The organism is Pseudomonas sp. URMO17WK12:I11, from assembly GCF_007677725.1.
In the GTDB taxonomy this organism is placed as follows: Bacteria; Pseudomonadota; Gammaproteobacteria; order Pseudomonadales; family Pseudomonadaceae; genus Aquipseudomonas.
Genome location: NZ_VEDF01000019.1, coordinates 1 through 24,490 on the forward strand (window position 1 = coordinate 1; position 24,490 = coordinate 24,490).

A 24,490-nucleotide genomic window follows, 5' to 3' on the forward strand; every position below is an offset into this window, starting at 1 on the left:
GGCGTGCGCGCCGGCAGCGACACCTCGAGCTCGGCCATCGGCCAGCTCAACAGCCAGGTGCAGGGCCAGTTCGGTTACCTGACCATCGACGAGAAGGGCAACGCGGTCTACCACTCCAACCCGGATGTGGTATCGCCACGCGATGCGGTGGATACCTTCGTCTACACCATCCGCGATGCCGACGGCGACGAGAGCACCACGACCCTGACCATCAACGTGCATGACCCGCGCATCGAAGTGTGCATGGATGGCCAGGTCACGGTGTTCGAAAAAGCGCTGGACTTGAGCAAGGACGGTAATGATCTGGCGGCAGGCACGGTGACCGGTAGCGACCCGAGCTCACCGTTGGAAACGGCTTCTGGCAGTCTCACCGGCCTGGTTAGCGGTGGCCTGGGTGCACTGACCTACACCCTGGTGGGCAATGCCGTCGGCCAGTATGGTCAGCTCCAACTCAATGCCGATGGTAGGTACACCTATACCCTGACCTCGCCGGCCAACTCGCCCACTCCTGCCAATGACGGCGCCAATACGGTGACCGAGTCCTTCACCTACCAGGTCCAGGACGCCCATGGCCATTCGGCCACCAGCACCATCGTCATCAGCATCGTCGACGACGTGCCCCAGGCGCACTGCGATTACGTCAGTGTGTACAAAGGCGATGAGGTGCGCGGCAATGTGCTGCACAACGATGTGGTTGGCGCCGACGTACGGGCCGATGGCAACTACGTGGTGGGGGTGCGCGTCGGTGGCGATACCTCGAGCTCGGCCATCGGCCAGCTCAACGCCCAGGTGCAGGGCCAGTACGGTTACCTGATTCTCGACGAAAAAGGCAATGCGGTTTATCAAGCCAACCCGGATGTGGTGTCGCCTCGCGATGCGGTGGATACCTTCGTCTACACCATTCGCGATGCCGATGGCGACGAGAGCACCACGACCCTGACCATCAACGTGCATGACCCGCGCCTGGAAGCCTGTGTCGACCGCGATGTCACGGTGTTCGAAAAGGCCCTCGACCTGCACAAGGATGGCAACGATCTGGCTGCCGGCAGCGTGATCGGCAGCGATCCGACCTCGACTGGTGAGACGGCCTCCGGTTCACTAGTAGGCTCGGTATCCGGCGGTATCGGCGCACTCACTTACAGCCTGGTCGGTAATGCCGTCGGCCAATATGGGCAGATCAGCGTCAACCCTGATGGCAGCTACACCTACACACTGACCTCGCCTGCGAGTACGCCTGGAGGCAATACTGCCGTCGAGTATTTCGCCTACAAAGCCACCGACTCGTTGGGTCACAGCGTTACCAGCAACATCGCCATCAGCATCGTCGACGACGTGCCGACGGCGGTGTGCGCCGAGCGCAGCATCACGCCGGGCCAGGTGGATTCCAACATCCTGCTGGTCATCGACGTTTCCAGCAGCATGGCCGCCGCTTCCGGGGTGCCGGGCCTGACGCGCTTGGAAGCAGCCAAGCAGGCGATCGCCGCGGTGCTCGACAAGTACGATGACATGGGTGACATCAAGGTGCAGATCGTCACCTTCGGCAGTGGCGCGCAGATCAAGTCGCCCGACTGGGTCAGCATCGATGTCGCCAAGTCGATCGTCAGTGGCCTGAAAGCTGGCGGCTCGACCTACTACGACAGCGCCACCAGCGCGGCGCAGAACGCCTTCGTGCAGAACGGCAAACTGGCCGGTGCGCAGAACGTCAGCTACTTCTTATCCGATGGCGAGCCTACCGCCGGGCACGCCATCACCGGCGATCGAGAAACCAGCTGGGAAAACTTCCTCGACAGCAACGGCATCAAGTCGTACGCCATCGGTCTGGGGCGCGATATCAACGCTGGCAACCTCAACCCGCTGGCGTACGACGGCAGCACCCATACCGACACCCAGTCGGTCATCGTCACCGACTTCGCTCAGTTGCAGGATGTGCTCTCGGGCACCGTCCAAGGCTCGCCCATCACCGGTAGCTTGTTGAGCGGCGGCACCTTCGGCGCCGACGGTGGTTTCATCAAGGCGTTGCTGGTCGACGGTACCACCTACACCTTCGATCCGAAGGCCAACGGCGGGCAGGGCGGCTATGGCGTCAGCGGTGGGGGCGACCACGCCAGCTTCGACACCACCGGCAACACGTTGACCATCAAGACCCAATTGGGCGGCAGCCTGATGGTCGCTATGGACAACGGCGACTACACCTATGCCCCACCCAAGACCAGCGACGCCAGCCAGGCCGAGCGCTTCGGCTTCACCCTCAGTGACAACGACGGCGACACCAGCAGCGCCAGCCTGGTGGTGCGGGTGGCGGCCAACCATGCTCCGGTCGCCGGCAGCGATCATGTGATCACCAACATCACTGGTGCCAGTGTCACCGTGGCGTCCGAAGTGCTGCTGGCCAACGACAGCGACGCCGACCACGATCGCCTGAACGCCGCGCCCATCACCTTCAACACCGATTTCGCCGCCAAGGGCGCAGGCTTCAGCGTTGGCAGCACCATCAAGGACATCAGTTTCGACGGTACTGCCAACAGCCGCAGCAACCAGGCCAAAGTGCTGGAGCGCAGCGCCTTCACCACCAGTGCTGGCAGCATGACGGCGGCGCTGGTGGTGTTGGGCTACCTGGGTACGGTCTACAGTGGCAATGCCAATGCCGAGGATGTGATCACCGTCAGCCTGCGCAAAGGTGAAACGCTGCACCTGGACCACGACCGTCCCGAGGGCAATCTCAGCCTGGCCTGGAAAGATGCCAATGGCGCTTACCAGCCGCTTGCCGATGGCGGCAACTTCACCGCCAGCCACGACGGTGTGTACAGCATTCATGTGGTCAACGAGGCGGATGCCCTGGGCGGTAGCAAGGCTGCGGAAAATTACAAATTGAGCCTGGTGGTCGACTACAGCAACGCGGTCAACGAAGTGCATCAGGCCACCTACTCGCTCACCGACGGCCATGGCGGCAGTGCGACCGGCGCCGCAGATATCAGCTACCAGGCCGGCGCTACCCTCACTGGCACCGCCAGCGACGACGTGCTGCTGGCCAACGCCAGCGACACGGTGCTCGACGGCGGCGATGGCAACGACGTGCTGGTCGGCGCTGCAGGCAATGACACCCTGTACGGCGGCAACGGAAACGATCTGCTGATTGGGGGGCTTGGCAACGACCTGCTCGACGGCGGCGCCGGCGTCGATACCGCCAGCTATGCCTCGGCCAATGGCGCCGTGCACGTCGATCTCAGCCTGACCGGGCAGCAAGCCACTGGCGCTGCGGGCCTCGATACCCTGATAGGCATCGAGAACCTGATCGGTTCGGACTACAACGATACCTTGATCGGCAACGCTGGCGACAACGTGCTCAGTGGTGGGCTGGGTAACGATGTGCTCATGGGCGGTGATGGCAACGACATCATCATCGGCGGTCCGGGTAATGACATCATGACCGGGGGCAACGGCAACGACACCTTCGTCTGGCAGAAAGGCGACAGCGGCCACGACACGGTGACCGACTTCACTCCTGGCAGCGATCACCTGGACCTGTCGCAATTGCTGCAAGGCGAGAACGCTACCTCGGCCTCGCTGGATGACTACCTGCACTTCAAGATCAGCGGTGTGGGCAACGGTGTGATCTCGACCATCGAGGTGAGCAGTGTGGCAGGGGCCGCCCCGACCCAGACCATCGACCTGGCCGGTGTCGACCTGGCCCAGCATTACGGGGTCACGGCAGGAGCGGGCGGGTTGATCGCAGCGGGGCAGGACACGGCCACGATCATCAACGGCATGATCAACGACCATTCCCTGAAGGTGGATACCGTGTAAGCCATGCTGCGGCGAGGGGGGTGAGCCACGCCTCCAAGAGCTCAGCGAGGACGGCGCAGGGTCTTCTGCCTGAGGATGTACAGGCTCACCAGCAAGGCGCTGGTCAGCATGAAGGCCCTTGCCCAGAACAACGGCACCAGATAGCACGACACGCCGATGCTGAGCCACATCAGGCCGATGGCGTAGACCTTGCCCTTGAGCGGGATGCCTTCACCGTTGAGAAAGTCAGTGATCCACGGGCCGAGCCTGGGGTGATTGACCAGCCAATGATGAAAGCGCGGCGAGCTGCGCGCGAAGCAGGCCGCCGCCAGCAGCAGGAAGGGGGTGGTGGGCAACAGCGGCAGGAAGATACCCAGCACCCCAAGCGCGACACTGAGCCAGCCGATGGCCAGCAGCAGGTAGCGCACGGCCGGCTCAGTGATGGCGTGGCTTGAGCAGGGCCGGCTTTTCCTCAGGCGCGTGCAGCAGGAGGAACAGCGCGCTCAGCGCCTCCGGGATCTGCACGATCATGTCATCCTGCAGGTTGGCGTTGCTGGCGATGTCGGCGAACTCTGGCTGTTCGTCGAACAGGCCCGAACCGACCATGATCGGCAGCAGCATTTCGCTGACTTCTTCTTCGGCGTTTTCGAACCAGGCCTCTTCGCGCAGGAACACGCCTTCCATGAAGCCGATGCACCAGCCGCGCAGGTCGGAGTCGTCAGGCTCGTCGGTCAGGTCCAGCTCGCAAGGCAGGTCGAATTCTTCGTCGCTGGCCAGCTGGCGGGCGATATGGCCCTTGAGTGCGACCAGCGTCGCCTCGATCTCGGTGCGCTGGGCCTCGCTGGCATAGTGCGGTTCTTCGGCGAACAGGGCGTCGATCCATTCACGCTCTGGAACGTCTTCGGAGCAGATCGACAGCGCGGTCAGGTAGCCGTGGGCGGCGACGTAGTCCAGCGCTTCTTCGTGCAGCTCGTCGGCGTCGAGGAAGGCTTGCAGGCGGGTCAGTTGCTCGGCGAAGGACATTACAGGGCTACCTTGGGGAATAAACGATAACGAATTCTAGCACCTTGCAGCGACGGCGGGGCAAAGGGAACGTCTGTCACCGGGCGTCCTGCGCGGGCCGCCACTGCGGTATACTTCGCCGTTTTCATCCAGGGGTGGGGTTTCCCGGCCCTTTGGCAAAAGCCGCTTACGCTTTTGGCGTGTGCGGGGCGAAGTTATCGTCCAGCCTGTGTCCAGGATGGTACGGCGATTTGTGGAGTTGCACATGCTCGAACAGGCTCAGCGCGTTCTCAAGGATATCTTCGGTTACGACAGTTTCCGCGGGCGCCAGGCAGCGATCATCGAATGCGTGGCCAATGGCGGCGATGCCCTGGTGCTGATGCCGACCGGCGGCGGCAAGTCCTTGTGTTTCCAGGTCCCAGGCTTGCTGCGTCCGGGCCTGACGGTGGTGGTATCGCCGTTGATCGCCCTGATGGACGATCAGGTCGCCACCCTGGACGAACTCGGCGTGGCGGCGGCGGCGCTGAATTCGACCCTGAGCGCCGAGCAGCAACGCGATCTGGCCGGGCGCCTGCGCCGCGGCGAGGTGAAGATGCTCTACCTCGCCCCTGAGCGCCTGGTGCAGCCGCGCATGCTGGACTTCCTGCGCGACCTCGACATCTCGCTGTTCGCCATCGACGAGGCCCACTGTGTCTCGCAGTGGGGGCATGACTTCCGTCCCGAATACCTGCAACTGGGCCAGTTGGCCGAGCTGTTCCCCCACGTGCCGCGCATCGCCCTGACCGCCACTGCCGACATGCGCACCCGCGAAGAGATCGTCCAGCGCCTGCACCTGCAAGGCGCCGAGCGCTTTCTTTCAAGTTTCGACCGGCCTAACATCTTCTACCGCATCGTGCCCAAGGAAGCGCCACGCAAGCAGCTGATGGCCTTTCTCGGCGAGCGCCGCGGCAATGCCGGCATCGTCTACTGCCTGTCGCGCAAGAAGGTCGATGAAACCGCCGCGTTTCTCTGTCAGCAGGGCTTTCCGGCGTTGCCCTATCACGCCGGGCTGCCGGCCGAGACCCGTTCTGCCAACCAGCATCGCTTCCTCAACGAAGAGGGGCTGATCATGGTCGCCACCATCGCCTTCGGCATGGGCATCGACAAACCCAACGTGCGCTTCGTGGCCCACCTGGATTTGCCCAAGTCGCTCGAGGCGTATTACCAGGAAACCGGCCGCGCCGGCCGTGACGGCCTGCCATCGGATGCGTGGATGGCTTACGGCCTGCAGGACATGGTGATGCTCAAGCAGATGCTGCAGAACTCCGAAGGCGACGAGCGCCATAAGCGCGTAGAGCAGCACAAGCTCGATGCCATGCTTGCCTTGTGCGAGGAGACCCGCTGCCGCCGCCAGGCGCTGCTGGCCTACTTCGACGAGGTGCTCGAGCAGCCTTGTGGGCACTGTGACAACTGCGTCGACCAGGTGCAGACCTGGGACGCCACCGAACCGGCCCGTCAGGCGCTGTCGGCGGTGTTTCGGACTGGTCAGCGTTATGGCGTGGGCCATCTGATCGACGTGCTGTTGGGCAAGGACACCGAGAAAGTACGCAACTTCGGCCACGAAAAGCTTTCGGTGTTCGGTGTTGGCAAAGGGTTGGCCGAGGCCGAGTGGCGTTCGCTGTTCCGCCAGTTGGTAGCCCGTGGGCTGGTCGACATCGATTTGGAAGGCTATGGCGGCCTGCGTCTGTCCGACAGTTGCCGGCCGCTCCTGCGCGGTGAAGTCAACCTGCAGCTGCGGCGCGATCTCAAACCACAAACCGTGGCCAAGGCGTCGTCCAGCGGCGGGAGCCCGGCCAGTCAGCTGGTGCGCGCCGAAGAGCGCGAACTGTGGGAAGCGCTGCGCACCCTGCGGCGCAAGCTGGCCGAGGAGCACAGCGTGCCGCCTTACGTCATCTTCCCCGATTCCACTTTGCTGGAGATGCTGCGCAGCCAGCCTGCCAGTCTCAGCGACATGGCCCAGGTCAGCGGCGTTGGCGCGCGCAAGCTGGAGCGCTACGGCCAAGCCTTCCTCGAGGTGCTCAACAGCAGCGGCGGCACCGAGGAGGCGCCGAAGATGGTGCTCGACTTGCGCCACGAGCTGGTCAGCCTGGCCCGCGCCGGCATGACCCCGGCGCAGATCGCCGGCCAGCTGCAGTGCAGCGAGAAAAACGTCTACAGCTTGCTGGCCGAAGCCTTGGGCCGCCAGGAACTGAGCCTGGAGCAGGCGCTCGATCTGCCGGAAGACCTGATGATGGAGGTCCAGGACGCGTTCCTCGATGGCGAGGGTGAGTTGCCCCCGGTATCGGCAATTGCGCCACTGTTCGGTGCTCGTGTGCCTGAAGGCGTGCTGTATTGCATCCGAGCGGCGCTGGCAGCTGAGTTCGAGCTGTAGCAGGCGGCATTTGCGTCATTCGCTGATGCATGTCATGCAAACGTGCGACTAACCTGGTGTTTGCGCGCCAGGCGACCTTGCCTGATCGGCCAGAGCATGATTAGCTGACTAATAATTAGTTCTAGTCAATGAGTTGCTTATGCCCCTGACCGACAACCAACACCGCTTCGGCATGCAGCTGGCGCAGATGTCTCGCGGCTGGCGTGCCGAATTGGACCGCCGCCTGGCCGGACTCAATCTGTCCCAGGCGCGTTGGCTGGTGTTGCTGCACCTGGCGCGTTTCGAAGAGGCGCCCACTCAGCGCGAGCTGGCGCAGAGCGTGGGCGTCGAAGGGCCAACCCTGGCGCGGCTGCTCGACAGCCTGGAGAGTCAGGGCCTGGTACGTCGCCAGGCGGTGCTGGAGGACCGGCGGGCGAAAAAGATCCTGCTCTGCCCCCCGGCCAAGCCACTGATCGAGCAAATCGAGACAATCGCCAACGCCCTGCGCCTGGAGCTGTTCACCGGTGTCGACGAGGCTGATCTGGAAGTCTGCATGCGCGTGCACGCCAAAATCCTCGCTAACCTGGAGTGAAGCTGCGAGCTGCGAGCTAAAAGCAAAAGCGGATCTGCCTTTTCTTGCCGCTTCAAAACGTATGGCCGAGGTTGAGGTAGACGGCATGCTCGTCGGCGCTGTTGGTGCCGTAGGTGAGGTTCAGCGGGCCCAAGGGCGTTTCCAGGCCCAGGAAAATGCTGGCGGCGTTGATATAGCCGCTGTCAAAGGCGTTGTCGTTGTTCCAGGCGCGGCCGCGTTCCAGCGAGCCGCCGATGTACAGCGGGAAGTCCAGCGGTAGGTAGGACCTGGGCGTCAGGCGCCGGTAGTAGACCATCCGCAGCAGGCTGATGTTCTGGCCTGACACCGAGTCCTGGCGAAAGCCCGACAACTCACGGGCGCCGCCCAGCACGAAGCTCGACGTCACCACTTCGGTATCGTCCAGCGTGCGGCCATAACGGCCACCGAGCACGAACGTGTTCGCGCCGACGCTGATGGCCTTGTCCAGGTTCAGCAACCACTGCCGGTACTCGGCGTCCGAATCCAGCGACTTGTCGTACTTGCGCAGGGTCAGGCCGATGTCTTCGCCGCTGTGCGGGAAGTACACATTGTCGAGGGTGTCGAAGGAATACTTGAGCTCATAGAAGCCCTCGTGGAAGCTGACGTCCGGCAGGTCCTGATCGCCGATGCGCACCTGGGCTCGGCCCCAGGCCTTGCCCACGCCCAGGCGCACTTCGCCGTAAGTGCCGATCTGCCGGCCAACGTTCAAACCGAAGCCATAGCGCTCGAGCCGGTATTCGGCCACCGGGTCGTTGTCCAGCGTCGCTTCGATGTTCTGTGAGCCCAGGTCCAGGTACGGCGCGACGAAGTAGCGCGAGCCGACGTCCAGCGGCTGATAGAACTCGCTGTACAGCTCTTGCTGGTCACCGATCTGCGCGCGGGTCAGCCACTCGGCGCCGAGGCTGTTGATGCCGTTCATGCGGTAACTGGCTCCCAGGTTGAAAGCGCTGTCACCGCGCAGGTCATCCGACAGGTTCAAGCCCAGGCGCAGGTAATCGGTGCCGCCGCGTTTGCCGCGTGCATTGATCACCAGCGTGTGGTCGTCGCCCTTGTGCACCACCCGGTATTGCACACGGTCGAAGTAGTCCAGGCCGTACAGGGTGCCCATGTCGGTCTGCAGGCGGTCCAGTGCCAGCGGCTCGCCGATCGGTTGGCGTATGTAATAGCGGATCACATCGTCACTGACCTTCGAGTCGTTCTCTACCTTGATGGCGGTGATCACCGGGGTGCGCTGGCGCGGCGAGCGGGCCAGGGCCAGGCCGGCATCGTCGCCGGCCTGGCGCAGCTCGGCCAGGCGCGTGTCGAGCACGCGCGTGGCGCGGTAGCCGGCGTCGATCATGTCCTGGGCGCGACCGAAGTCGGTCACGCCGAAGGCGCTCAGTTGTGGCTGGATGAGAATGTCGTCGCGGTGCAGGCTGGCCAACTGCTCTTCGGAATTGCGCCGGGTCATCAAGGTGATGGACTGGTTGAGCACATCGACCACCGTCGCCAATTGCTTGCGGTCGCGCAGTGGTGTGCCGATGTCGACCACGATGGCGATGTCCACGCCCATCTCTCGTGCTACATCCAGCGGAATGTTGTCGACCATGCCGCCATCGACCAACAGACGACCGTCCAGCTCGACCGGGGCGAACACCGCCGGGATCGACATGCTCGCGCGGATCACCTGGGGCAGGTGGCCGCGGCGAAACACCACCTTCTCGCCATTGGCGATGTCGGTGGCCACGGCGCGAAAGGGAATCGGCAACTGGTCAAAATCGCGGGTGTCGGCGGTATGGGCCAGTTTGCTTTCCAGCAGCAGAGCCAGGTTCTGGCCCTGTATCACGCCCAGGGGCAGGCCAAGGCTGCCGTCATCGCGAAAGCTGAGCTTCTGCTTGACCAGGAAATCGCGGTCATCCTGCTTGCGCCGGAACGGCACGTCCTTGCGCGGCGGTGCATCCGAGAGCGCCTGCTGCCAATCCAGGGTCGTGGCCAGTTGTTCGAGCTCCTGAACGCTGTAGCCCGATGCATAGAGTCCGCCCACCACCGCGCCCATGCTGGTGCCGGCGATGGCATCGATGCGCACGCCCTGTTGCTCCAGTGCCTTGAGCACGCCGATATGCGCCAGCCCGCGAGCGGCGCCGCCCGACAGCACCAGGCCAATCTTCGGGCGCGCTACTTCGGCGCCCAGCGCGCTCAGGGCGGTGAACATCAACACAAGACTCAACAGCAAGCGGCGCATCGGCGTTCTCAAATCGCGGGCTAAAGACCGCTAGTATAAGCGGCACCTCAACAGGAGAAGCGCGAGCATGGCCGAGAACAAAGCGGAAATCGTCATTACTTATTGCACGCAGTGCCAGTGGTTGTTGCGGGCGGCCTGGTTGGCCCAGGAACTGCTCAGTACCTTTGCCGATGACCTGCGCCGGGTAAGCCTGGAGCCGGGCACGGGCGGTGTGTTCCGGATCACCTGCAACGCCGAGCAGATCTGGGAGCGCAAGGCCGACGGCGGTTTCCCGGAGGCCAAGGTGCTCAAGCAGCGCGTGCGGGACCGGATCGACCCGCAGCGCCACCTGGGGCACAACGAGCGCGAACAGCAGACGCCGCGCACATCCTAGAAGCTGATCCGGCCGAGCAGAATGTCGCGGAACATGGCGAAATCGCCGATCAGGCTGTACCACGGATGGCTGAAGGTAGCCGGGCGGTTCTTCTCGAAGAAGAAATGCCCGACCCAGGCAAAACCGTAGCCGCACAACGGTACCGCCAACAGCAGCAGCCAATGCCCGCTGCCGATGGCATAGGCCAGCAGCGCGATGACCAGGCTGGTTCCCACGAAGTGCAGGCGGCGGCAGGTGGGGTTGATATGCTCGCCCAGGTAATACGGGTAGAACTCGGCGAAACTGCGAAACGGCACGCTGCTGCTCATGGACTGCTCCGGGACTATCACTTTTGGACGGGCTACACGGCGTGGAGCCTGAATCGAGTCTAGAGTCATTGGCGGGGCCGGCCAGTGACAATAGGCGCCAATTGAGTATCCTTGGGGTTCACCGCATGATGCGGTCCGCAGAAGAAGCCTGCCATGAGTGAAAGAACCACCTCAGCCAGCTGGGCATCTGGAATCGTCAAAGCGCTGGAGCTCGAAGGGCTCGATTGTCCGGCCATGTTCAAGCAGCTAGGCCTGGACTTCGCCGCGCTGGACGACCCGGACGCGCGCTTTCCGCAGGATGCCATGACCCGTCTGTGGCAGTTGGCAGTGGAATTGTCGGGCAATCAGGCCATCGGGCTGAACATGGCGCGGGTGGTGCGCCCGGCGTCGTTCCACGTGGTCGGCTATGCCCTGATGTCCAGCCGCACCCTGGCCGAGGGTTTCGAGCGGCTGGTGCGTTATCAGCGCATCATCGCCGAAAGCTCCGACCTGAGTTTCACCTTGGGCCCGGAAGGCTACTCGCTGGTTCTGACCGTGCATGGGGATCACCTGCCGCCCACGCGGCACAGCGCCGAAGCGTCGCTGGCCTGCGCGCTGGCGCTGTGCAAGTGGCTCAGCGGGCGTCCTGTGCAGCCGCGGCGGGTACTGGTACAGGGGCCGCAGCCGAAGGATATCGAGCCTTACAAGATCGCCTTCCATTCGCCGCTGGTGTTCGGCGCGCCGCATGATGCGCTGCTGTTCGAGCGGGCTGACATGGAAGCGCCGTTGCCCACCGCCAATGAAGCCATGGCCATCCTGCATGACCGCTTCGCCGGCGAATACCTGGCGCGCTTTTCCGAAAGCCGCGTCACCCATCGGGTACGCCAGGTGCTGTGCCGGATCCTTCCGCAAGGCGAACCCAAGCGCGAGACCCTGGCCCAGGCGCTGCACCTGTCCCAGCGCACCTTGCAGCGCCGCCTGCAGGAGGAGGGCACGAGCTTCCAGACCTTGCTCGACGACACCCGCCGCGAGCTGGCCGAGCAGTACCTGGCGCAGCCAGGCATGACGCTGCTACAGACCGCCTACCTGCTGGGTTTTGCCGACCCGAGCAATTTCTACCGGGCGTTTCGCCGCTGGTTCGACGTGACCCCCAGCGAATACCGAGCGCGCCTGGGCGCCGAGCCCAGCGAAGTCAGTGACGCCAGAACGCTGGCATACACAACACCAGCACCGTGATGATCTCCAGGCGGCCGAGCAGCATGCCGGCAGCCAGGATCCACTTGGCGGCATCGGGCAGCGTGGCGTAATTGCCCGAGGGCCCAATCACCTCGCCCAGGCCCGGCCCCACCCCCGAAACAGTCCCGGCCGCGCCGGTCAGGGCGGTCATCCAGTCCACGCCCAGCAGCGACAACAGCAGCGCCATGACGCAGATGGTGATGGCGAAGAAGAACGAGAAGGTCAGAATCGAGCGGACGATTTCTTCGTCAAGACGGTGGCCGTTGTACTTCTGCTTGATCACCGCGCGCGGGTGGATGAGCTGGTTGAGGCTGGCCTTGAGCAGAATGTAGGCAACCTGAAAGCGGAAGATCTTGATGCCGCCTGCGGTCGAGCCCGAGCAGCCGCCGATGAAGCCCAGGTAGAAAAACAGCATCAGCGAGAAGTTGCCCCACAGGCTGTAGTCGCCCAACGCAAAGCCCGTGGTGGTCACTACCGATGTCACGTTCAGCGCGACGTGGCGCAAGGCGTCGAGCCAATGCAGGTTGGTGGTGTACCAGTACCAGGTGCCCAGGACCAACCAGGTCACTGCCAGCAAACCGAGCAGGCCCTGCACCTGCTGATCGCGAATGAGCGCCCCGCGATTGCCGCGCAGGGTCGCTACATACAAGGTGAACGGCATGCTGCCAAGAATCATCACCACCACGGCAACCCAGTGCACCGCCGGAATATCCCACTTGGCCAGTGACTGGTCAGAGGTGGAGAAACCACCGGTGGAAATCGCCGACATGGCGTGGTTGATGGCATCGAAGGGGCGCATCCCGGCCCACCAGAACGCCAGCGCGCCGAGGATCGAGAAGCCGACGTATACCCCGACGATCGACTTGGCGACCATGTGCGAGCGTGGCATGACCTTTTCCGAACGGTCCGAAGACTCGGTCTGGAACAGGCGCATGCCACCGATGCGCAGCAGCGGCAGGATCGCCACGGCCATGGCGATGAAGCCGATACCACCGAGCCAGTGCAGCATCGAACGCCACATCAGGATGCCCGGCGACATGTGGTCCAGCCCGCTGAGCACCGTGGCCCCGGTGGCGGTGATGCCCGACATGCTTTCGAAAAAGGCGTCGGTGTAGCTGATGTGCTGGGTCAGCAGAAAGGGCAGGGCGGCGAAGATGCACACCACCACCCAACTGCAGACGGTGAGCAGGTACATGTCCCGTGGCCGCAGGTGTACGTGTTCGGGGCGCCCTTGCAGGACCATGGCCAGGCCCGAGACCAGGGTGATCACGCTCGACCAGAGGAAGGACGACAAATCGCCGGTGCGCTCGAACACCACCAGTGTCGCCATGGGCACGACCATGCTGACCGCCAGGGTGATCAGGAAGATGCCGATGATGAACGCGATGATCCTGAGGGTCGGCAACGCCATGTAATCTGCTCTGACTCGAAACGGAAGGGCGCCATTCTACCTATGGGTCCGGTGGCTGCAAGCGGCTGGCGACCCCGTGGCCGAGCGGCCCATTGCAAGCGGCAAGCGGCAAGCTGCAAGCAACAGCGCCCAAGCCGCCGCTTTTTCTTGCCGGTGGCAGCTTCACGCTTGCAGCTGAGGCCTTGCCGCTTGAGAATGCCCGCTACATTCATCTGCCAGGAGGGTAGCCGATGGAGGCTCTCGACGCATTGCTCAACCGTGTATCCGTGCCACGCCTGACCGAGCCTGCGCCTAACGCCGCTCAGCGCGAAGCATTGTTCCAGGCCGCCTTGCGCGCGCCGGATCACGGCCAGCTGCGGCCGTGGCGCTTCTTGACCATCGAGGGTCAGGGACGCGACAAACTCGGTGAACTGTTCGCCCAAGCGCTGCAGCAGCGTGGCGATGCCAGTCAGGCGGCATTGGACAAGGCGCGGGCGATGCCGCTGCGCGCGCCTTTGCTGATCGTGGTGATCGCGACCTTGCACGATCACTTCAAAGTGCCCAAGTCCGAACAACGACTGGCCGCTGGATGTGCCGCCCATGGCATCCTCATCGCCGCGCACGCCCAGGGTATCGGTGCAGTGTGGCGCACCGGCGACATGGCGTTCGACGCGCATGTGCATCGAGGTCTGGGCTTGGCCGAGAACGAGGAACTGATCGGCTACCTGTACGTCGGCACCCCACTGAACGAGCCGCGCACCGCCCCGGTGCTGCAGACCGCCAATTTCGTCAGCGCCTGGGGCGCGTAGTCCTCCTCTGCCTCACAGGACCGTGCAGATCAACTGCCTGTCACCACGCTCAATGGCAGCTCCAGTCGCGCCACGAAGCCGCCACGGGGGTGGTTGGTCAACTCCAGGCTGCCGCCGTGGCGCTCGGCAGCCTTGCGTGCAATCGCCAAGCCCAGGCCGTGGCCGGCGGCATCCTGGCCGGGGGCGCGGAAGAACGGTTCGCCCAACTGGGCTAGATGTTCCGGCGCCACGCCCGGGCCATGGTCGCGCACACTCACCACGATCAGCTGCGATCCACGTTCGGCACTGATTTCGATGGGTTGGCCAAGCGGGTTGAAGCGCAGGGCGTTGCGCACCAGGTTGTCCACGGCCCGCTCGATCAGGGTTGGCCAGCCCTGCAAGGTCAATCCAGGCTGGGCCTGCAAGCGCACGTCCTGCTCAGGCGCGCTCAACTGCGCATCCTTGCGCACGCTGCCCAGCAAGGCATTGAGATCGACTGGCTCGGGATGGGCCTGTTCGGCATCGACCCGCGCCAGGGTCAGGATCTCACTGATCAAGCCTTCGAGCCGATCGCATTCACGGGTCAGGCGCGGCCACAGTGCCGTGCGCTGTTCAGCCTCGGCGCGCTCGGCCAGGGCCAGGGCAATGCGCAGACGCGCCAGGGGTGAGCGCAGCTCGTGGGATACATCGCGCAGCAGTTGGCGCTGGCTGCCGATCAGGCTTTGCAGGCGCGCACCCATCTTGTTGAAGTCTTGCGCCAGGACGCCGAACTCGTCACGACGAGCAGCCAGGCGCGCCAGGCTGTTCTGCTGATAGGTAGCCTGGCCAAGGTCATGCACGGCGCCGCGCAAGCGGCTCAGCGGCCGGGTGATCGACAGCGTCACCAGCAGGCTGAACAAGGTCAGCACGACCAGCGCGATACCCAGGGCGCTCAGCGGCCAAAGCAGGCTTTCGCGGTGCCAGGCGTCAAGCTCCGGGTGAGGGATGCGGTAGATCAGCAGATACGTCTCGCCACTGTAGGGGCTGGTATATTCCTCGGTCAGGCGGCGCCAGGGCAGGCGGCGCTCGTCGTTGTGCTGGCGCGCTTCGAAGGCGGCCGCACGGCGTGGAAAGGTGCCCGGCACCACGGCTTCGCCGCTGTCGTCGAGCACCTGCACATCGATCTTGAAGCGCTGCTTGCGACGCTCCAGGAACGCTTGCGCGGATTCGCGGCCCTCTTGCTCATAATGCTCGACCCAATGGCTGGCCAAGGTGTTCAGGCCCGGGTGGCGGCTAAGAATCCAGGCATCCTGGTTGAGCATGTGGCCAAGCAGGATCGACAGGCCGGCGACCAGGGCGATGGCCAGCCAGAAACTGGCCAGGATGCGCCAGAACAGTGAACGCAAGAGCACCTCCTGTAAACGGTAAAAGCCCGGCCCGCTTGCAGGCGGGCCGGGCATTGGCGGTACAGCTTACTGAGCCTTGGCAGCTTTTTCAGCTTTCCAGGTCTGGAACTCTTGCCATTCGGCTTTGCGCGCTTCGCGCTCTTTCTTCAGTTCGTCGAACTGCTTTTGCTGTTCAGGCTTGAGCAGCGCGCGAACCTGGCTGTCGGTCTTGTCGTGGCTGGCCTTGAGCTCATCCTTCATGGCTTTCTGGTCGGCTGCGGGCAGCTTGTTCAGGTAGCGTTCGGTGATCTGGTGGCGGTTTTTCATCTGCTCGCCCATCAGTTTACCGATCTGTTGGCGCTGCTCGCGGCTCAGGTCCAGCTGGGCAAAGGCGGCATCACCGCGATGATGGGGGCCGTCGTGGCGTGGGCCGCCATCAGGCATGGCCATGGCCACGGTTGGCAGGGCAGCGGCGAACATCAGGGCGATAAGGGTCTTGCGCATGGTGTCTCTCCTGTCATGGGCCGGTGCTTACCGGATGTGCCCAGTTTAGGGAGATCAAGGTCAAGCGCAGTCAGCTCAACGTAAAGACGGGGTAAAGAGCGCCGCTAGAGGCTGTAGTAATAGCCGCGGCTGCGCAGGGCGACGATGCGTGCGCGGCCGTCGGCGTGTGGGCCGATTTTCTTGCGCAGGTTGCTGACGTGCATGTCCAGGCTGCGGTCGTACAGGGTCAGCTTGCGGCCCAGGGCAATCTGCGCAAGCTCCTGCTTGTCCAGCGGCTCGCCCGGTTGGCGCAGCAGCGCTTCGAGGATACGGCTTTCGGACAGCGTCAGGCTCATGTCGCGGCCATCGATACTGGCAACGCCGCGCACCGGACTGAACGCCAGGTCGCCGATTTCCAACTGGGTGGTGGTCGCCGTGGGATGGCTGCGGCGCAGCACGGCGCGCAACCTTGCGGTGAGCTCGCGCGGATCGCACGGCTTGGCCAGGTAATCGTCGGCGCCCAGCTCCAGGCCCAGGATGCGGTCCAGGGGCTCCCCGCGTGCCGACAGCATCAGTACCGGCAGATCGGCATGCTCGCTGCGCAGCTGCTTGAGCAGCTCCAGGCCACTGCCGTCGGGCAGCATCACATCCAGAACCACGGCTGCAGGGGCTTGTTCAGCCAAGGCCTGGCGCGCGCTCTGGCCATCGTGGCAGGCGCGTACCGCAAACCCTTCCTGGGTCAGCCAGCTGCCGAGCAGCTCGCAGAGTTCCTGGTCATCATCAATCAGTAACAGCTCGCTCATGACTCACTCAATTCAAATCGACGGCGTCTGACGCGCTCGCCAGTGGCAAAGATACCGCAGACTGAGGGCAGAGATGCAATTTGAGCAGGGCAGGTCACGTCGCCCAGGCAACAGGCGACGTGAGCGCGGTTCAAGGCAGGACTTGCTTGAAGGGCTTGACCACTACTTGATCGTACACGCCGGCCGCGATGTAGGGGTCGGCATCGGCCCAGGCCTGGGCGGCAGCGAGCGACTCGAACTCGGCGACGATCAGGCTGCCGCTGAAGCCGGCCTCGCCCGGATCGTTGCTGTCGATGGCCGGGTGCGGGCCGGCCAGCACCACGCGGCCTTCGGCCTTGAGCTGCTGCAGGCGCTCGATGTGCGCAGGGCGCGCGGCCAGGCGCTTTTCCAGGGAATTGGCGACGTCACTGGCGATGATGGCGTAGAGCATGTCAGTCCTTGGGTTTGGAGGTGGAAGGGTCATCATGCAGGTGACGCGACAGGTAGACACCCTGCGCCACCAGGAAGATCACGGTCATGCCCAGGCTGCCGAACACCTTGAAGTCGACCCAGAAGTCCTGGAAGGTGAAGGCGACGAACAGGTTGGCGGCGCCGCAGAACAGGAAGAACGCGATCCAGGCGACGTTCAGGCGGTTCCAGATGGTGTCGGGCAGGGTCAGGGCGTGCCCCATGATGCGCTTGATCAGCACCCGGTCGCCGATGAAATGACTGCCGGCGAACGCCAGGGCGAACAGCCAGTTGACCACCGGTGCCTTCCACTTGAGGAAGGTTTCGCTGTGGAAGGTCAGGGTCAGGCCACCGAACACCAGGCAGGCGATCAGGGTCAGCCATTGGCCTTTTTCCAGCTTGCGCTGGCGCAGAAACAGGGCGCCATAGACCACCAGCGAGCTGACGATGAGCATCGCCGTGGCGCTGTAGATGCCACCGAACTCGAAGCTGTGGCCGGCGACCTCCAGTGGGCGGGGGTCGAGCTTGTAGACGATGAAGAACAGCAGCAGCGGGATGAAATCGATGAATTGTTTCACAATGGCAGCCAGAATCGGGATGTCACGGCATAATAACAAACATCGATTCCAGCGAAAGCGCTCCTCCATGAATGTTGATCTGCACTGTCACAGCACGGCCTCCGACGGCGCCCTGTCGCCCACGGACCTGGTCGCCCGGGCTCACGAGCATGGGGTGCAGACGCTGGCCCTGACCGACCATGACACCCTGGAGGGCCTTGCCGAGGCGCGCCAGGCGTGCTGCGCGCGCGGCATGCAGTGGATCAGTGGGGTCGAGCTGTCCTGTACCTGGGGCGGCGCCACCATCCACGTGCTGGGCTACAACTTCCCGCTCGACGCGCCGCCGCTGCTGCAGGCAGTGGAAACGCTGCACCGCGGCCGCTGGCTGCGCGCCGAAGAAATCGACAAGCGGTTGGCTGCCAAGGGCATGCCCGGCGCCCTCGAAGGCGCACGTGCCGTGCAACAGGCGCTGGGCGACAGCGGCAATGCCCCGGCGCGGCCGCATTTTGCCGAGTTTCTGGTGCGCGCCGGCCACGCCAAGGACCGTGGCGAGGCGTTTCGCAAGTGGTTGGGCGCGGGCAAGCTGGGCGATGTCAAGCTGCATTGGCCAACCCTGGAGGAAACTGTCGCGACGCTGCGCCAGTCCAACGCCTGGGTAAGCCTGGCGCATCCGATGCACTACGATCTGACCCGCAGCAAGCGCAGGCGGCTGATTGCCGACTATATTCAAGCAGGCGGGCAGGCACTTGAAGTGGTCAACGGAATGATGCCAGCCGAGCAGGTGGGCACGATGTCCATCCTCACCCGTGAGTTCGGCCTGCTGGCAAGTGCTGGCAGCGATTTCCACGGCCCCGGCACCTGGGGCGAAATCGGTGCCTATCGGCCATTGCCCGAGGACCTGCCACCGCTGTGGCGTCGATTCAGCCATGAACAACCTATGGCGCTCTGAACAGGACGACTTCGTGAGTCAATTTTTCCAGATTCATCCGGAGAACCCCCAGCCGCGCCTGATCCGTCAGGCGGTGGAAATCATCCGCAAAGGTGGCGTGGTGGTGTACCCCACCGACTCGGCCTACGCGCTGGGCTGCCAGATCGGCGACAAGGCGGCGATCGAGCGTGTACGCCGTCTGCGCGGCTTGGACAAGACCCACAATTTCACCTTGATGTGCTGCGACATGTCGCAGTTGGGGCTGTACGCCAAGGTCGATACCGGCACCTTCCGCCTGCTCAAGGCCCATGTGCCTGGCCCGTACACCTTCATCCTCAACGGCACCCGCGAGGTGCCACGCCTGCTGCTGCACGAAAAGCGCCGCACCATCGGCCTGCGCGTGCCCGACCATGCCATTACCCTGGCCCTGCTGGCTGAACTGGGCGAGCCGTTGATGAGCGTGAGCCTGATCCTGCCAGGTGACAGCGAACCGATGACCGACCCCTATGAGATCCGCGAGCGGCTCGAGCACCACGTCGACCTGGTGATCGACGGCGGCTTTGGTGATCTCAAGGCGTCGACCATCATCGACTTGTCCGGTGATGAGCCCGAGCTGATCCGCGAAGGTTGTGGTGATCCCCGGCCATTCATGGCCAACGCGTGAGCACGCTGCAGGCTCCCCAGGTGCCGGCGGCTGCGCCGGATCAGCTGCAGTTGGCGCTGGTGTACGGCGAAGCATTGACCGAAATGCCGGTCGACCTTTATATCCCGCCGGACGCCCTGGAGGTCATTCTCGAAGCATTCGAAGGCCCGCTGGACCTGCTGTTGTACCTGATCCGCAAGCAGAACATCGATATCCTCGACATCCCGGTGGCGGAAATCACTCGTCAGTACATGGGGTACGTCGAGCTGATGAAAAGCGTGCGCCTGGAACTGGCCGCCGAGTATCTGGTGATGGCGGCCATGCTCGCCGAGATCAAGTCGCGCATGCTGCTGCCGCGTTCGGCCGAGGTCGAGCAGGAGGAGGGCGACCCGCGTGCCGAGCTGATTCGCCGCCTGCAGGAGTACGAGCGCTTCAAGGCCGCCGCCGAGGACCTCGACGGGCTGCCGCGCCTGGGGCGCGACATCATCGTGCCGCGCCTGGAAGCGCCCCAGGCCAAGGTGCGCAAGCTGCTGCCGCAGGTCAGCCTGGAAGAGCTGTTGGTTTCCATGGCTGAGGTCATGCGCCGTAACGACCTGTTCGAAAGCCACCAGATCACCCGCGAGACCCTGTCGACCCGTGAACGCATGGGCGATGTGCTGGAACGCCTCAAAGGCGGCGCGTTCATGCCCTTCGTCGCTCTGTTCGCAGCCGACGAAGGCAAGCTCGGGGTGGTGGTGACCTTCATGGCCATTCTTGAGCTGGTCAAGGAATCGTTGGTCGAACTGGTGCAGAATGAGCCCTTTGCGCCAATCCACGTGCGCCTGCGCCCCGAGTCCGTCGAAGAACCTGATGAACCTGAATGAACCGCGCGACCTGGCGTCGCTGATCGAAGCCTTTCTCCTCGCCTCGGGCAAGCCGCAAACCCTCGAACGGCTCTACGAATTGTTCGAAGAGGCCGAGCGCCCCGAGCCCAAGGTGTTCAAGAAAGCCCTCGAGGTGTTGGGCAAATCCTGCACCGGTCGGGCCTTCGAGCTCAAGGAAGTGGCCAGCGGCTACCGCTTGCAGATCCGCGAAAGCTTCGCCCCGTGGGTGGGCCGGCTTTGGGAGGAGCGCCCGCAGCGCTATTCCCGTGCACTGCTGGAAACCATGGCGCTGATTGCCTACCGCCAGCCGGTGACCCGTGGCGAGATCGAGGACGTGCGTGGTGTAGCGGTCAACAGCAATATCATCAGGACCTTGATCGAGCGCGAGTGGATTCGCGTGGTCGGCTACCGTGAGGTGCCTGGCCGCCCGGCAATGTTTGCCACCACCCGGGCGTTTCTCGACCACTTCAACCTCAAGAGCCTGGATGAACTGCCGGCCCTGGCCGAACTGCGCGAGATGGAGCCTGCCCCCGTGCTGGACCCGGATGACGCCCCCGTTCCTGCTCACCTGCAGGCGTTGGCCGATGCAAGTCTTGGCGATGAGCCAGTCGATGCTGAACCGAAGGAGCAGACCAGCTTCCGCACCTTGCTGGTCGAGCTGGATCAGATGGAGGAAGGGTTGAAGACCGACTTCGACGACCTGCGCGACGAACAAGCCGAGGTTGCGGCACAGGAAGACGGCAAGACCGCGCCCTGAACCGCGCCGCTTAGCAGAATCTTGCCCAGGTGGCCAGAAAACCTTCTACGCTGCAGTGCGTTCAGCCGACTAACCGCGTATGATGCGCGGCCCTCTGGCGCATCCGCCGCCAGAAACTCTGTATTCATTCCTACACCGGGAGGTGCCCAGATGAGTGAGCAAGACCTGCAAGACAGCGAAATTACCCCTCCATCCGGCGAAAAGCTGCAAAAAGTCCTGGCGCGTATCGGCGTCGGTTCGCGCCGTGATGTCGAAGCCTGGATCAGCCAAGGCCGCATCAAGGTCAACGGCGCCGTGGCCACCTTGGGCCTGCGTGTCGATCTGCACGATGCCATCACCGTCGATGGCAAGCTGATCAAGCGTGAAGAAGCCGCCGAGGCGACCCGCCGCGTGATCATGTACAACAAGCCCGACGGCGAGATCTGCACCCGTGACGACCCCGAAGGTCGTCCTACCGTGTTCGACCGCCTGCCGCGGCCGAAGGAAGGCCGCTGGATCAACATCGGTCGCCTGGACATCAACACCACCGGTCTGTTGCTGTTCACCACCGACGGCGAGCTGGCCAACCGCCTGATGCATCCGTCCTACGAGATGGATCGCGAGTACGCCGTACGGGTACGCGGCGAAGTCGATGACGAGATGATCGAGCGCCTGAAACAGGGCGTGATGCTCGAAGACGGCCCGGCCAAGTTCACCGACATTCAGAAGGCGCCCGGTGGCGAAGGCTTCAACCACTGGTACCACTGCGTGGTGATGGAAGGTCGCAACCGTGAGGTGCGCCGGCTGTGGGAATCCCAGGGCATGGTGGTCAGCCGCCTCAAGCGCGTGCGCTTTGGCCCGGTGTTCCTCAACTCTGACTTGCCGATGGGCCGCTGGCGCGAGATGACCCAGGGTGAAATCGACATCCTGGCCGCTGAGGTGGGCTTGCAGCCCGTTGCCTTGCCGACGCTTAACCTCAAGGCCAAGGACAAGATGGAGCGCATGCAGCGCAAATCGTCCCGGCCCATGGGGCGCAACGAGCGCGTGCGCAGCCTGCGCCCGGCCGCCGAGGGTGCAGCGAGCGCCGAGCGCCCTGCGCGTCAGCCGCGCGAAGAGGCGCCTCGCAAGGGCAGCCGCGGCAGCGCCGTGGCCGAGCGCCCGAGCGACATGCGCAAGCGTCCTGCCAAGCCTGAAGGCGATAAGCCAGCCGGGCGCGGTCGCGGTAAACCGCGCGGCTGATCGGCCGGGTACGTAGAAGAACCAGCCCTCGGGCTGGTTTTTTTTGCCCGTGCATGGGCTCGGTGCCTGCAACGTATTGAGTGAAAACGAGATTTTCGGACGACTGGCAAGTTTCCAGACCGCTCTGTAAAGAAATTTATACGAAGAGGTCGCGAATTCGTTCAGCTTTCAGAATATTCGCACGCCTGTAACGCCTGCTTGCCAGCGCCTGCCGGCCAAGAGGCTATCCCCGGGCGTCCGCCCGCTTGCTCAAGCCCCTCTAGCACGGTGTTATAGCCAGCATTGCCGTGTGCAACAGCCCGTCCGCAGAGGCGCGCTGACAGAACAACAAATGGAGGCGCCATGTACGCCGATCACCTCGCCTTTTCAGGCTACCACCACAGGAACGCTGCTTTTTTTCCCAAGGAAACGATGCAACGCGTTGACGCCTGCGCGTTTGCAGGGGTATACAGTGCGCCGCGTTTTACCTGTGACCCTCTTGCGTACCGCGCACTCTTGCCCCTTCCCGGCTGATCCGCCCTGCGGCGCCCATCGGCAAGAAACCCAAGGTAACCACCTTGCTCATTCCGCTGCGCCACGAGCGCGGTGGGTCCGATTCCGTCACAGATAAAAACAATGCAGGTGACTTCGTTCATGAGTGGACAAAACATGCATGCAGGCGAGCTCAAGCGGGGCCTGAAGAACCGCCACATCCAGTTGATCGCCCTGGGCGGCGCGATTGGCACCGGCCTGTTCCTGGGCTCGGCGGGGGTGATGAAAAGCGCCGGTCCGTCGATGATCCTCGGCTACGCCATCTGCGGCTTCATCGCCTTCCTGATCATGCGCCAGCTCGGCGAGATGATCGTCGAGGAGCCGGTGGCCGGCTCGTTCAGCCACTTCGCCCACAGCTACTGGGGCGGCTTCGCAGGCTTTCTGTCCGGTTGGAACTGCTGGGTACTGTACATCCTGGTCGGCATGTCGGAGTTGTCGGCGGTCGGCAAGTACGTGCACTACTGGTGGCCAGAGATCCCGACCTGGGTCACCGCCGCAGGGTTCTTCGTGCTGATCAACGCGATCAACCTGATGAACGTGAAATTCTTCGGAGAAGCGGAATTCTGGTTCGCCATCATCAAGGTGGTGGCCATCGTCAGCATGATCGGCCTGGGCGCCTACCTGCTGACCAGCGGCAAGGGTGGGCCTGACGCGGCGCTCAGCAACCTGTGGAGCCATGGCGGCTTCTTCCCCCATGGCGTCAGTGGTCTGGTGATGGCGCTGGCCTTCATCATGTTCTCCTTCGGCGGCCTGGAAATGCTCGGCTTCACCGCTGCCGAGGCCGACCAGCCTAGAACCGTGATCCCCAAGGCGATCAACCAGGTGATCTACCGGATCCTGATCTTCTATGTCGGCGCGCTGATCGTGCTGCTGTCGCTGACACCGTGGGATACCCTGGTGGCCAGCATCGACGCCTCCGGTGGCAGCTATGGCAGCAGCCCGTTCGTCCAGGTGTTCTCGCTGCTGGGCAGCGATGTGGCCGCCAACCTGTTGAACTTCGTGGTCCTGACTGCGGCGCTGTCGGTTTACAACAGCGGCACCTACTGCAATGCGCGGATGCTGCTGGGCATGGCCGAGCAGGGCGATGCCCCGGCGTCGCTGGCCAAGGTCGACCGCCGCGGCGTGCCGGTGCGGGCGATCCTGGTATCGGCGGCGGTCACGCTGATTGCGGTGCTGCTGAACTACCTGATGCCGCAGGATGCGCTGGAGCTGCTGATGTCGCTGGTGGTGGCAACCCTGGTGATCAACTGGGCGATGATCAGCTACTCGCACCTGAAATTCCGTCAGCACTTGGACCGTACTGGGCAAAAACCGCTGTTCAAGGCGCTGTGGTACCCGTACGGCAATTACCTGGTGCTGGCGTTCGTGGTGTTGATTCTGGGCATCATGTTGATGATCCCGGGCATCCAGATCTCGGTCTACGCGATTCCGGTCTGGCTGCTGGTCACGCTGCTCATCTACATGCTCAGGGGCAAACGCCGGCCATTGGTCAATGGCGCGCCCGGCAGCGTAGCCAAGTAAGCCCCAAGCGCACCGAAAAGCCCGATGCCAGGTGACTGGCATCGGGCTTTTTAGATCTCAACCCTTGTCAGCCGGTGCCGAGCTCAGCAGCTCAAGGTAATACTGGCTGGGCACGCGGTTCAGGTACTGCTTGAAGGGGCTGGCTGAACGGGTGTGCGCAGGCAATTCGAGGCGGAGCAACGGGTGCACGCCGTTGTTGCTGTGTTGTGGCGAAAATCGAGCGCCGCCCGCGCGGCGCATCGCGAGCTAGCGCTCGCTCCTACGTTCATTTCAGGCCAGTAAAGCCTGTGACAGGT

At 63.6% G+C, this 24,490-nt stretch carries 23 protein-coding genes; 12 read left to right on the forward strand and 11 right to left on the reverse strand.

What is annotated here, in order from left to right:
• Positions 1-3,804, forward strand: a 3,804-nt coding sequence (locus FS665_RS22655; protein WP_145193521.1) for an Ig-like domain-containing protein, incomplete at its 5' end; no start/stop codon positions are given.
• A 41-nt stretch (positions 3,805-3,845) separates the two neighbouring features.
• Here the strand turns inward: FS665_RS22655 and FS665_RS22660 are convergent.
• Entirely contained in the window at positions 3,846-4,211 is a 366-nt protein-coding gene (locus FS665_RS22660) for a YbaN family protein (protein WP_145193523.1), read from the reverse strand.
• A gap of 7 nt (positions 4,212-4,218) precedes the next feature.
• Entirely contained in the window at positions 4,219-4,806 is a 588-nt protein-coding gene (locus tag FS665_RS22665; protein WP_145193524.1) for a YecA family protein, read from the reverse strand.
• Between the two features lie 244 nt (positions 4,807-5,050).
• Here FS665_RS22665 and recQ point away from each other — a divergent pair, with 244 nt between their 5' ends.
• Together recQ and FS665_RS22680 are read left to right on the forward strand one after the other, a co-directional pair.
• Complete coding sequence (gene recQ / locus FS665_RS22675; protein ID WP_145193526.1) at positions 5,051-7,195, forward strand: DNA helicase RecQ; 2,145 nt, start codon at positions 5,051-5,053, stop codon at positions 7,193-7,195.
• Between the two features lie 139 nt (positions 7,196-7,334).
• A complete protein-coding gene (locus FS665_RS22680) occupies positions 7,335-7,766 on the forward strand; it encodes a MarR family transcriptional regulator (RefSeq protein WP_145193528.1) in 432 nt (143 codons plus the stop codon).
• A gap of 52 nt (positions 7,767-7,818) precedes the next feature.
• Here FS665_RS22680 and FS665_RS22685 read toward each other — a convergent pair whose 3' ends face one another.
• Positions 7,819-10,005: a patatin-like phospholipase family protein gene (locus tag FS665_RS22685; protein ID WP_145193530.1), complete on the reverse strand. Its 2,187-nt coding sequence runs from the start codon at positions 10,003-10,005 to the stop codon at positions 7,819-7,821.
• A gap of 67 nt (positions 10,006-10,072) precedes the next feature.
• Between FS665_RS22685 and FS665_RS22690 the strand changes: the two genes are divergently transcribed.
• Positions 10,073-10,378, forward strand: coding sequence for a SelT/SelW/SelH family protein (locus FS665_RS22690; RefSeq protein WP_145193532.1), 306 nt, complete (start codon positions 10,073-10,075; stop codon positions 10,376-10,378).
• On the opposite strand, the gene FS665_RS22695 is transcribed toward FS665_RS22690, so the two are convergent.
• Entirely contained in the window at positions 10,375-10,686 is a 312-nt protein-coding gene (locus FS665_RS22695; RefSeq protein ID WP_145193534.1) for a DUF962 domain-containing protein, read from the reverse strand. The genes FS665_RS22690 and FS665_RS22695 overlap by 4 nt on opposite strands.
• 153 nt (positions 10,687-10,839) lie before the next feature.
• On the opposite strand from FS665_RS22695, the gene FS665_RS22700 reads away from it, so the two are divergent.
• Positions 10,840-11,901: an AraC family transcriptional regulator gene (locus FS665_RS22700; RefSeq protein ID WP_145193536.1), complete on the forward strand. Its 1,062-nt coding sequence runs from the start codon at positions 10,840-10,842 to the stop codon at positions 11,899-11,901.
• Here the strand turns inward: FS665_RS22700 and FS665_RS22705 are convergent.
• Complete coding sequence (locus FS665_RS22705) at positions 11,858-13,312, reverse strand: TrkH family potassium uptake protein (RefSeq protein WP_145193538.1); 1,455 nt, start codon at positions 13,310-13,312, stop codon at positions 11,858-11,860. The two genes, FS665_RS22700 and FS665_RS22705, sit on opposite strands and share 44 nt — an antisense overlap.
• 230 nt (positions 13,313-13,542) lie before the next feature.
• On the opposite strand from FS665_RS22705, the gene FS665_RS22710 reads away from it, so the two are divergent.
• Positions 13,543-14,100 (forward strand): nitroreductase family protein, encoded by a 558-nt coding sequence (locus FS665_RS22710; RefSeq protein WP_145193540.1) that lies wholly within the window; start codon positions 13,543-13,545, stop codon positions 14,098-14,100.
• Between the two features lie 29 nt (positions 14,101-14,129).
• Here the strand turns inward: FS665_RS22710 and FS665_RS22715 are convergent, their stop codons facing one another.
• From FS665_RS22715 to FS665_RS22735, 5 genes are all read right to left on the reverse strand, one after another.
• Entirely contained in the window at positions 14,130-15,470 is a 1,341-nt protein-coding gene (locus tag FS665_RS22715; protein ID WP_145193542.1) for a cell wall metabolism sensor histidine kinase WalK, read from the reverse strand.
• A gap of 60 nt (positions 15,471-15,530) precedes the next feature.
• On the reverse strand, positions 15,531-15,947 hold the full coding sequence (locus FS665_RS22720; RefSeq protein ID WP_145193544.1) for a Spy/CpxP family protein refolding chaperone: 417 nt from the start codon (positions 15,945-15,947) through the stop codon (positions 15,531-15,533).
• 104 nt (positions 15,948-16,051) lie between these two features.
• A complete protein-coding gene (locus tag FS665_RS22725; protein ID WP_145193546.1) occupies positions 16,052-16,729 on the reverse strand; it encodes a response regulator transcription factor in 678 nt (225 codons plus the stop codon).
• 130 nt (positions 16,730-16,859) lie between these two features.
• Positions 16,860-17,159 (reverse strand): YciI family protein, encoded by a 300-nt coding sequence (locus FS665_RS22730; RefSeq protein WP_114168351.1) that lies wholly within the window; start codon positions 17,157-17,159, stop codon positions 16,860-16,862.
• A 1-nt stretch (position 17,160) separates the two neighbouring features.
• Complete coding sequence (locus FS665_RS22735) at positions 17,161-17,754, reverse strand: septation protein A (protein ID WP_145193548.1); 594 nt, start codon at positions 17,752-17,754, stop codon at positions 17,161-17,163.
• 67 nt (positions 17,755-17,821) lie between these two features.
• Between FS665_RS22735 and FS665_RS22740 the strand changes: the two genes are divergently transcribed.
• From FS665_RS22740 to FS665_RS22765, 6 genes are all read left to right on the forward strand, one after another.
• Positions 17,822-18,682, forward strand: a complete 861-nt coding sequence (locus FS665_RS22740) for a PHP domain-containing protein (protein WP_145193549.1) — start codon at positions 17,822-17,824, stop codon at positions 18,680-18,682.
• Between the two features lie 13 nt (positions 18,683-18,695).
• A complete protein-coding gene (locus tag FS665_RS22745) occupies positions 18,696-19,325 on the forward strand; it encodes an L-threonylcarbamoyladenylate synthase (protein WP_145193551.1) in 630 nt (209 codons plus the stop codon).
• A gap of 116 nt (positions 19,326-19,441) precedes the next feature.
• Positions 19,442-20,167, forward strand: coding sequence for a ScpA family protein (locus FS665_RS22750; protein ID WP_178108394.1), 726 nt, complete (start codon positions 19,442-19,444; stop codon positions 20,165-20,167).
• Complete coding sequence (scpB, locus tag FS665_RS22755) at positions 20,154-20,924, forward strand: SMC-Scp complex subunit ScpB (RefSeq protein WP_145193554.1); 771 nt, start codon at positions 20,154-20,156, stop codon at positions 20,922-20,924. Before FS665_RS22750 ends, scpB begins: the two co-directional genes overlap by 14 nt.
• Before the next feature lie 150 nt (positions 20,925-21,074).
• Complete coding sequence (gene rluB / locus FS665_RS22760; RefSeq protein WP_145193555.1) at positions 21,075-22,142, forward strand: 23S rRNA pseudouridine(2605) synthase RluB; 1,068 nt, start codon at positions 21,075-21,077, stop codon at positions 22,140-22,142.
• 633 nt (positions 22,143-22,775) lie between these two features.
• On the forward strand, positions 22,776-24,194 hold the full coding sequence (locus tag FS665_RS22765; RefSeq protein ID WP_178108393.1) for an amino acid permease: 1,419 nt from the start codon (positions 22,776-22,778) through the stop codon (positions 24,192-24,194).
• Between the two features lie 57 nt (positions 24,195-24,251).
• On the opposite strand, the gene FS665_RS23785 is transcribed toward FS665_RS22765, so the two are convergent.
• Positions 24,252-24,383 (reverse strand): hypothetical protein, encoded by a 132-nt coding sequence (locus FS665_RS23785; RefSeq protein WP_256675135.1) that lies wholly within the window; start codon positions 24,381-24,383, stop codon positions 24,252-24,254.
• Positions 24,384-24,490 lie beyond the last annotated feature (107 nt).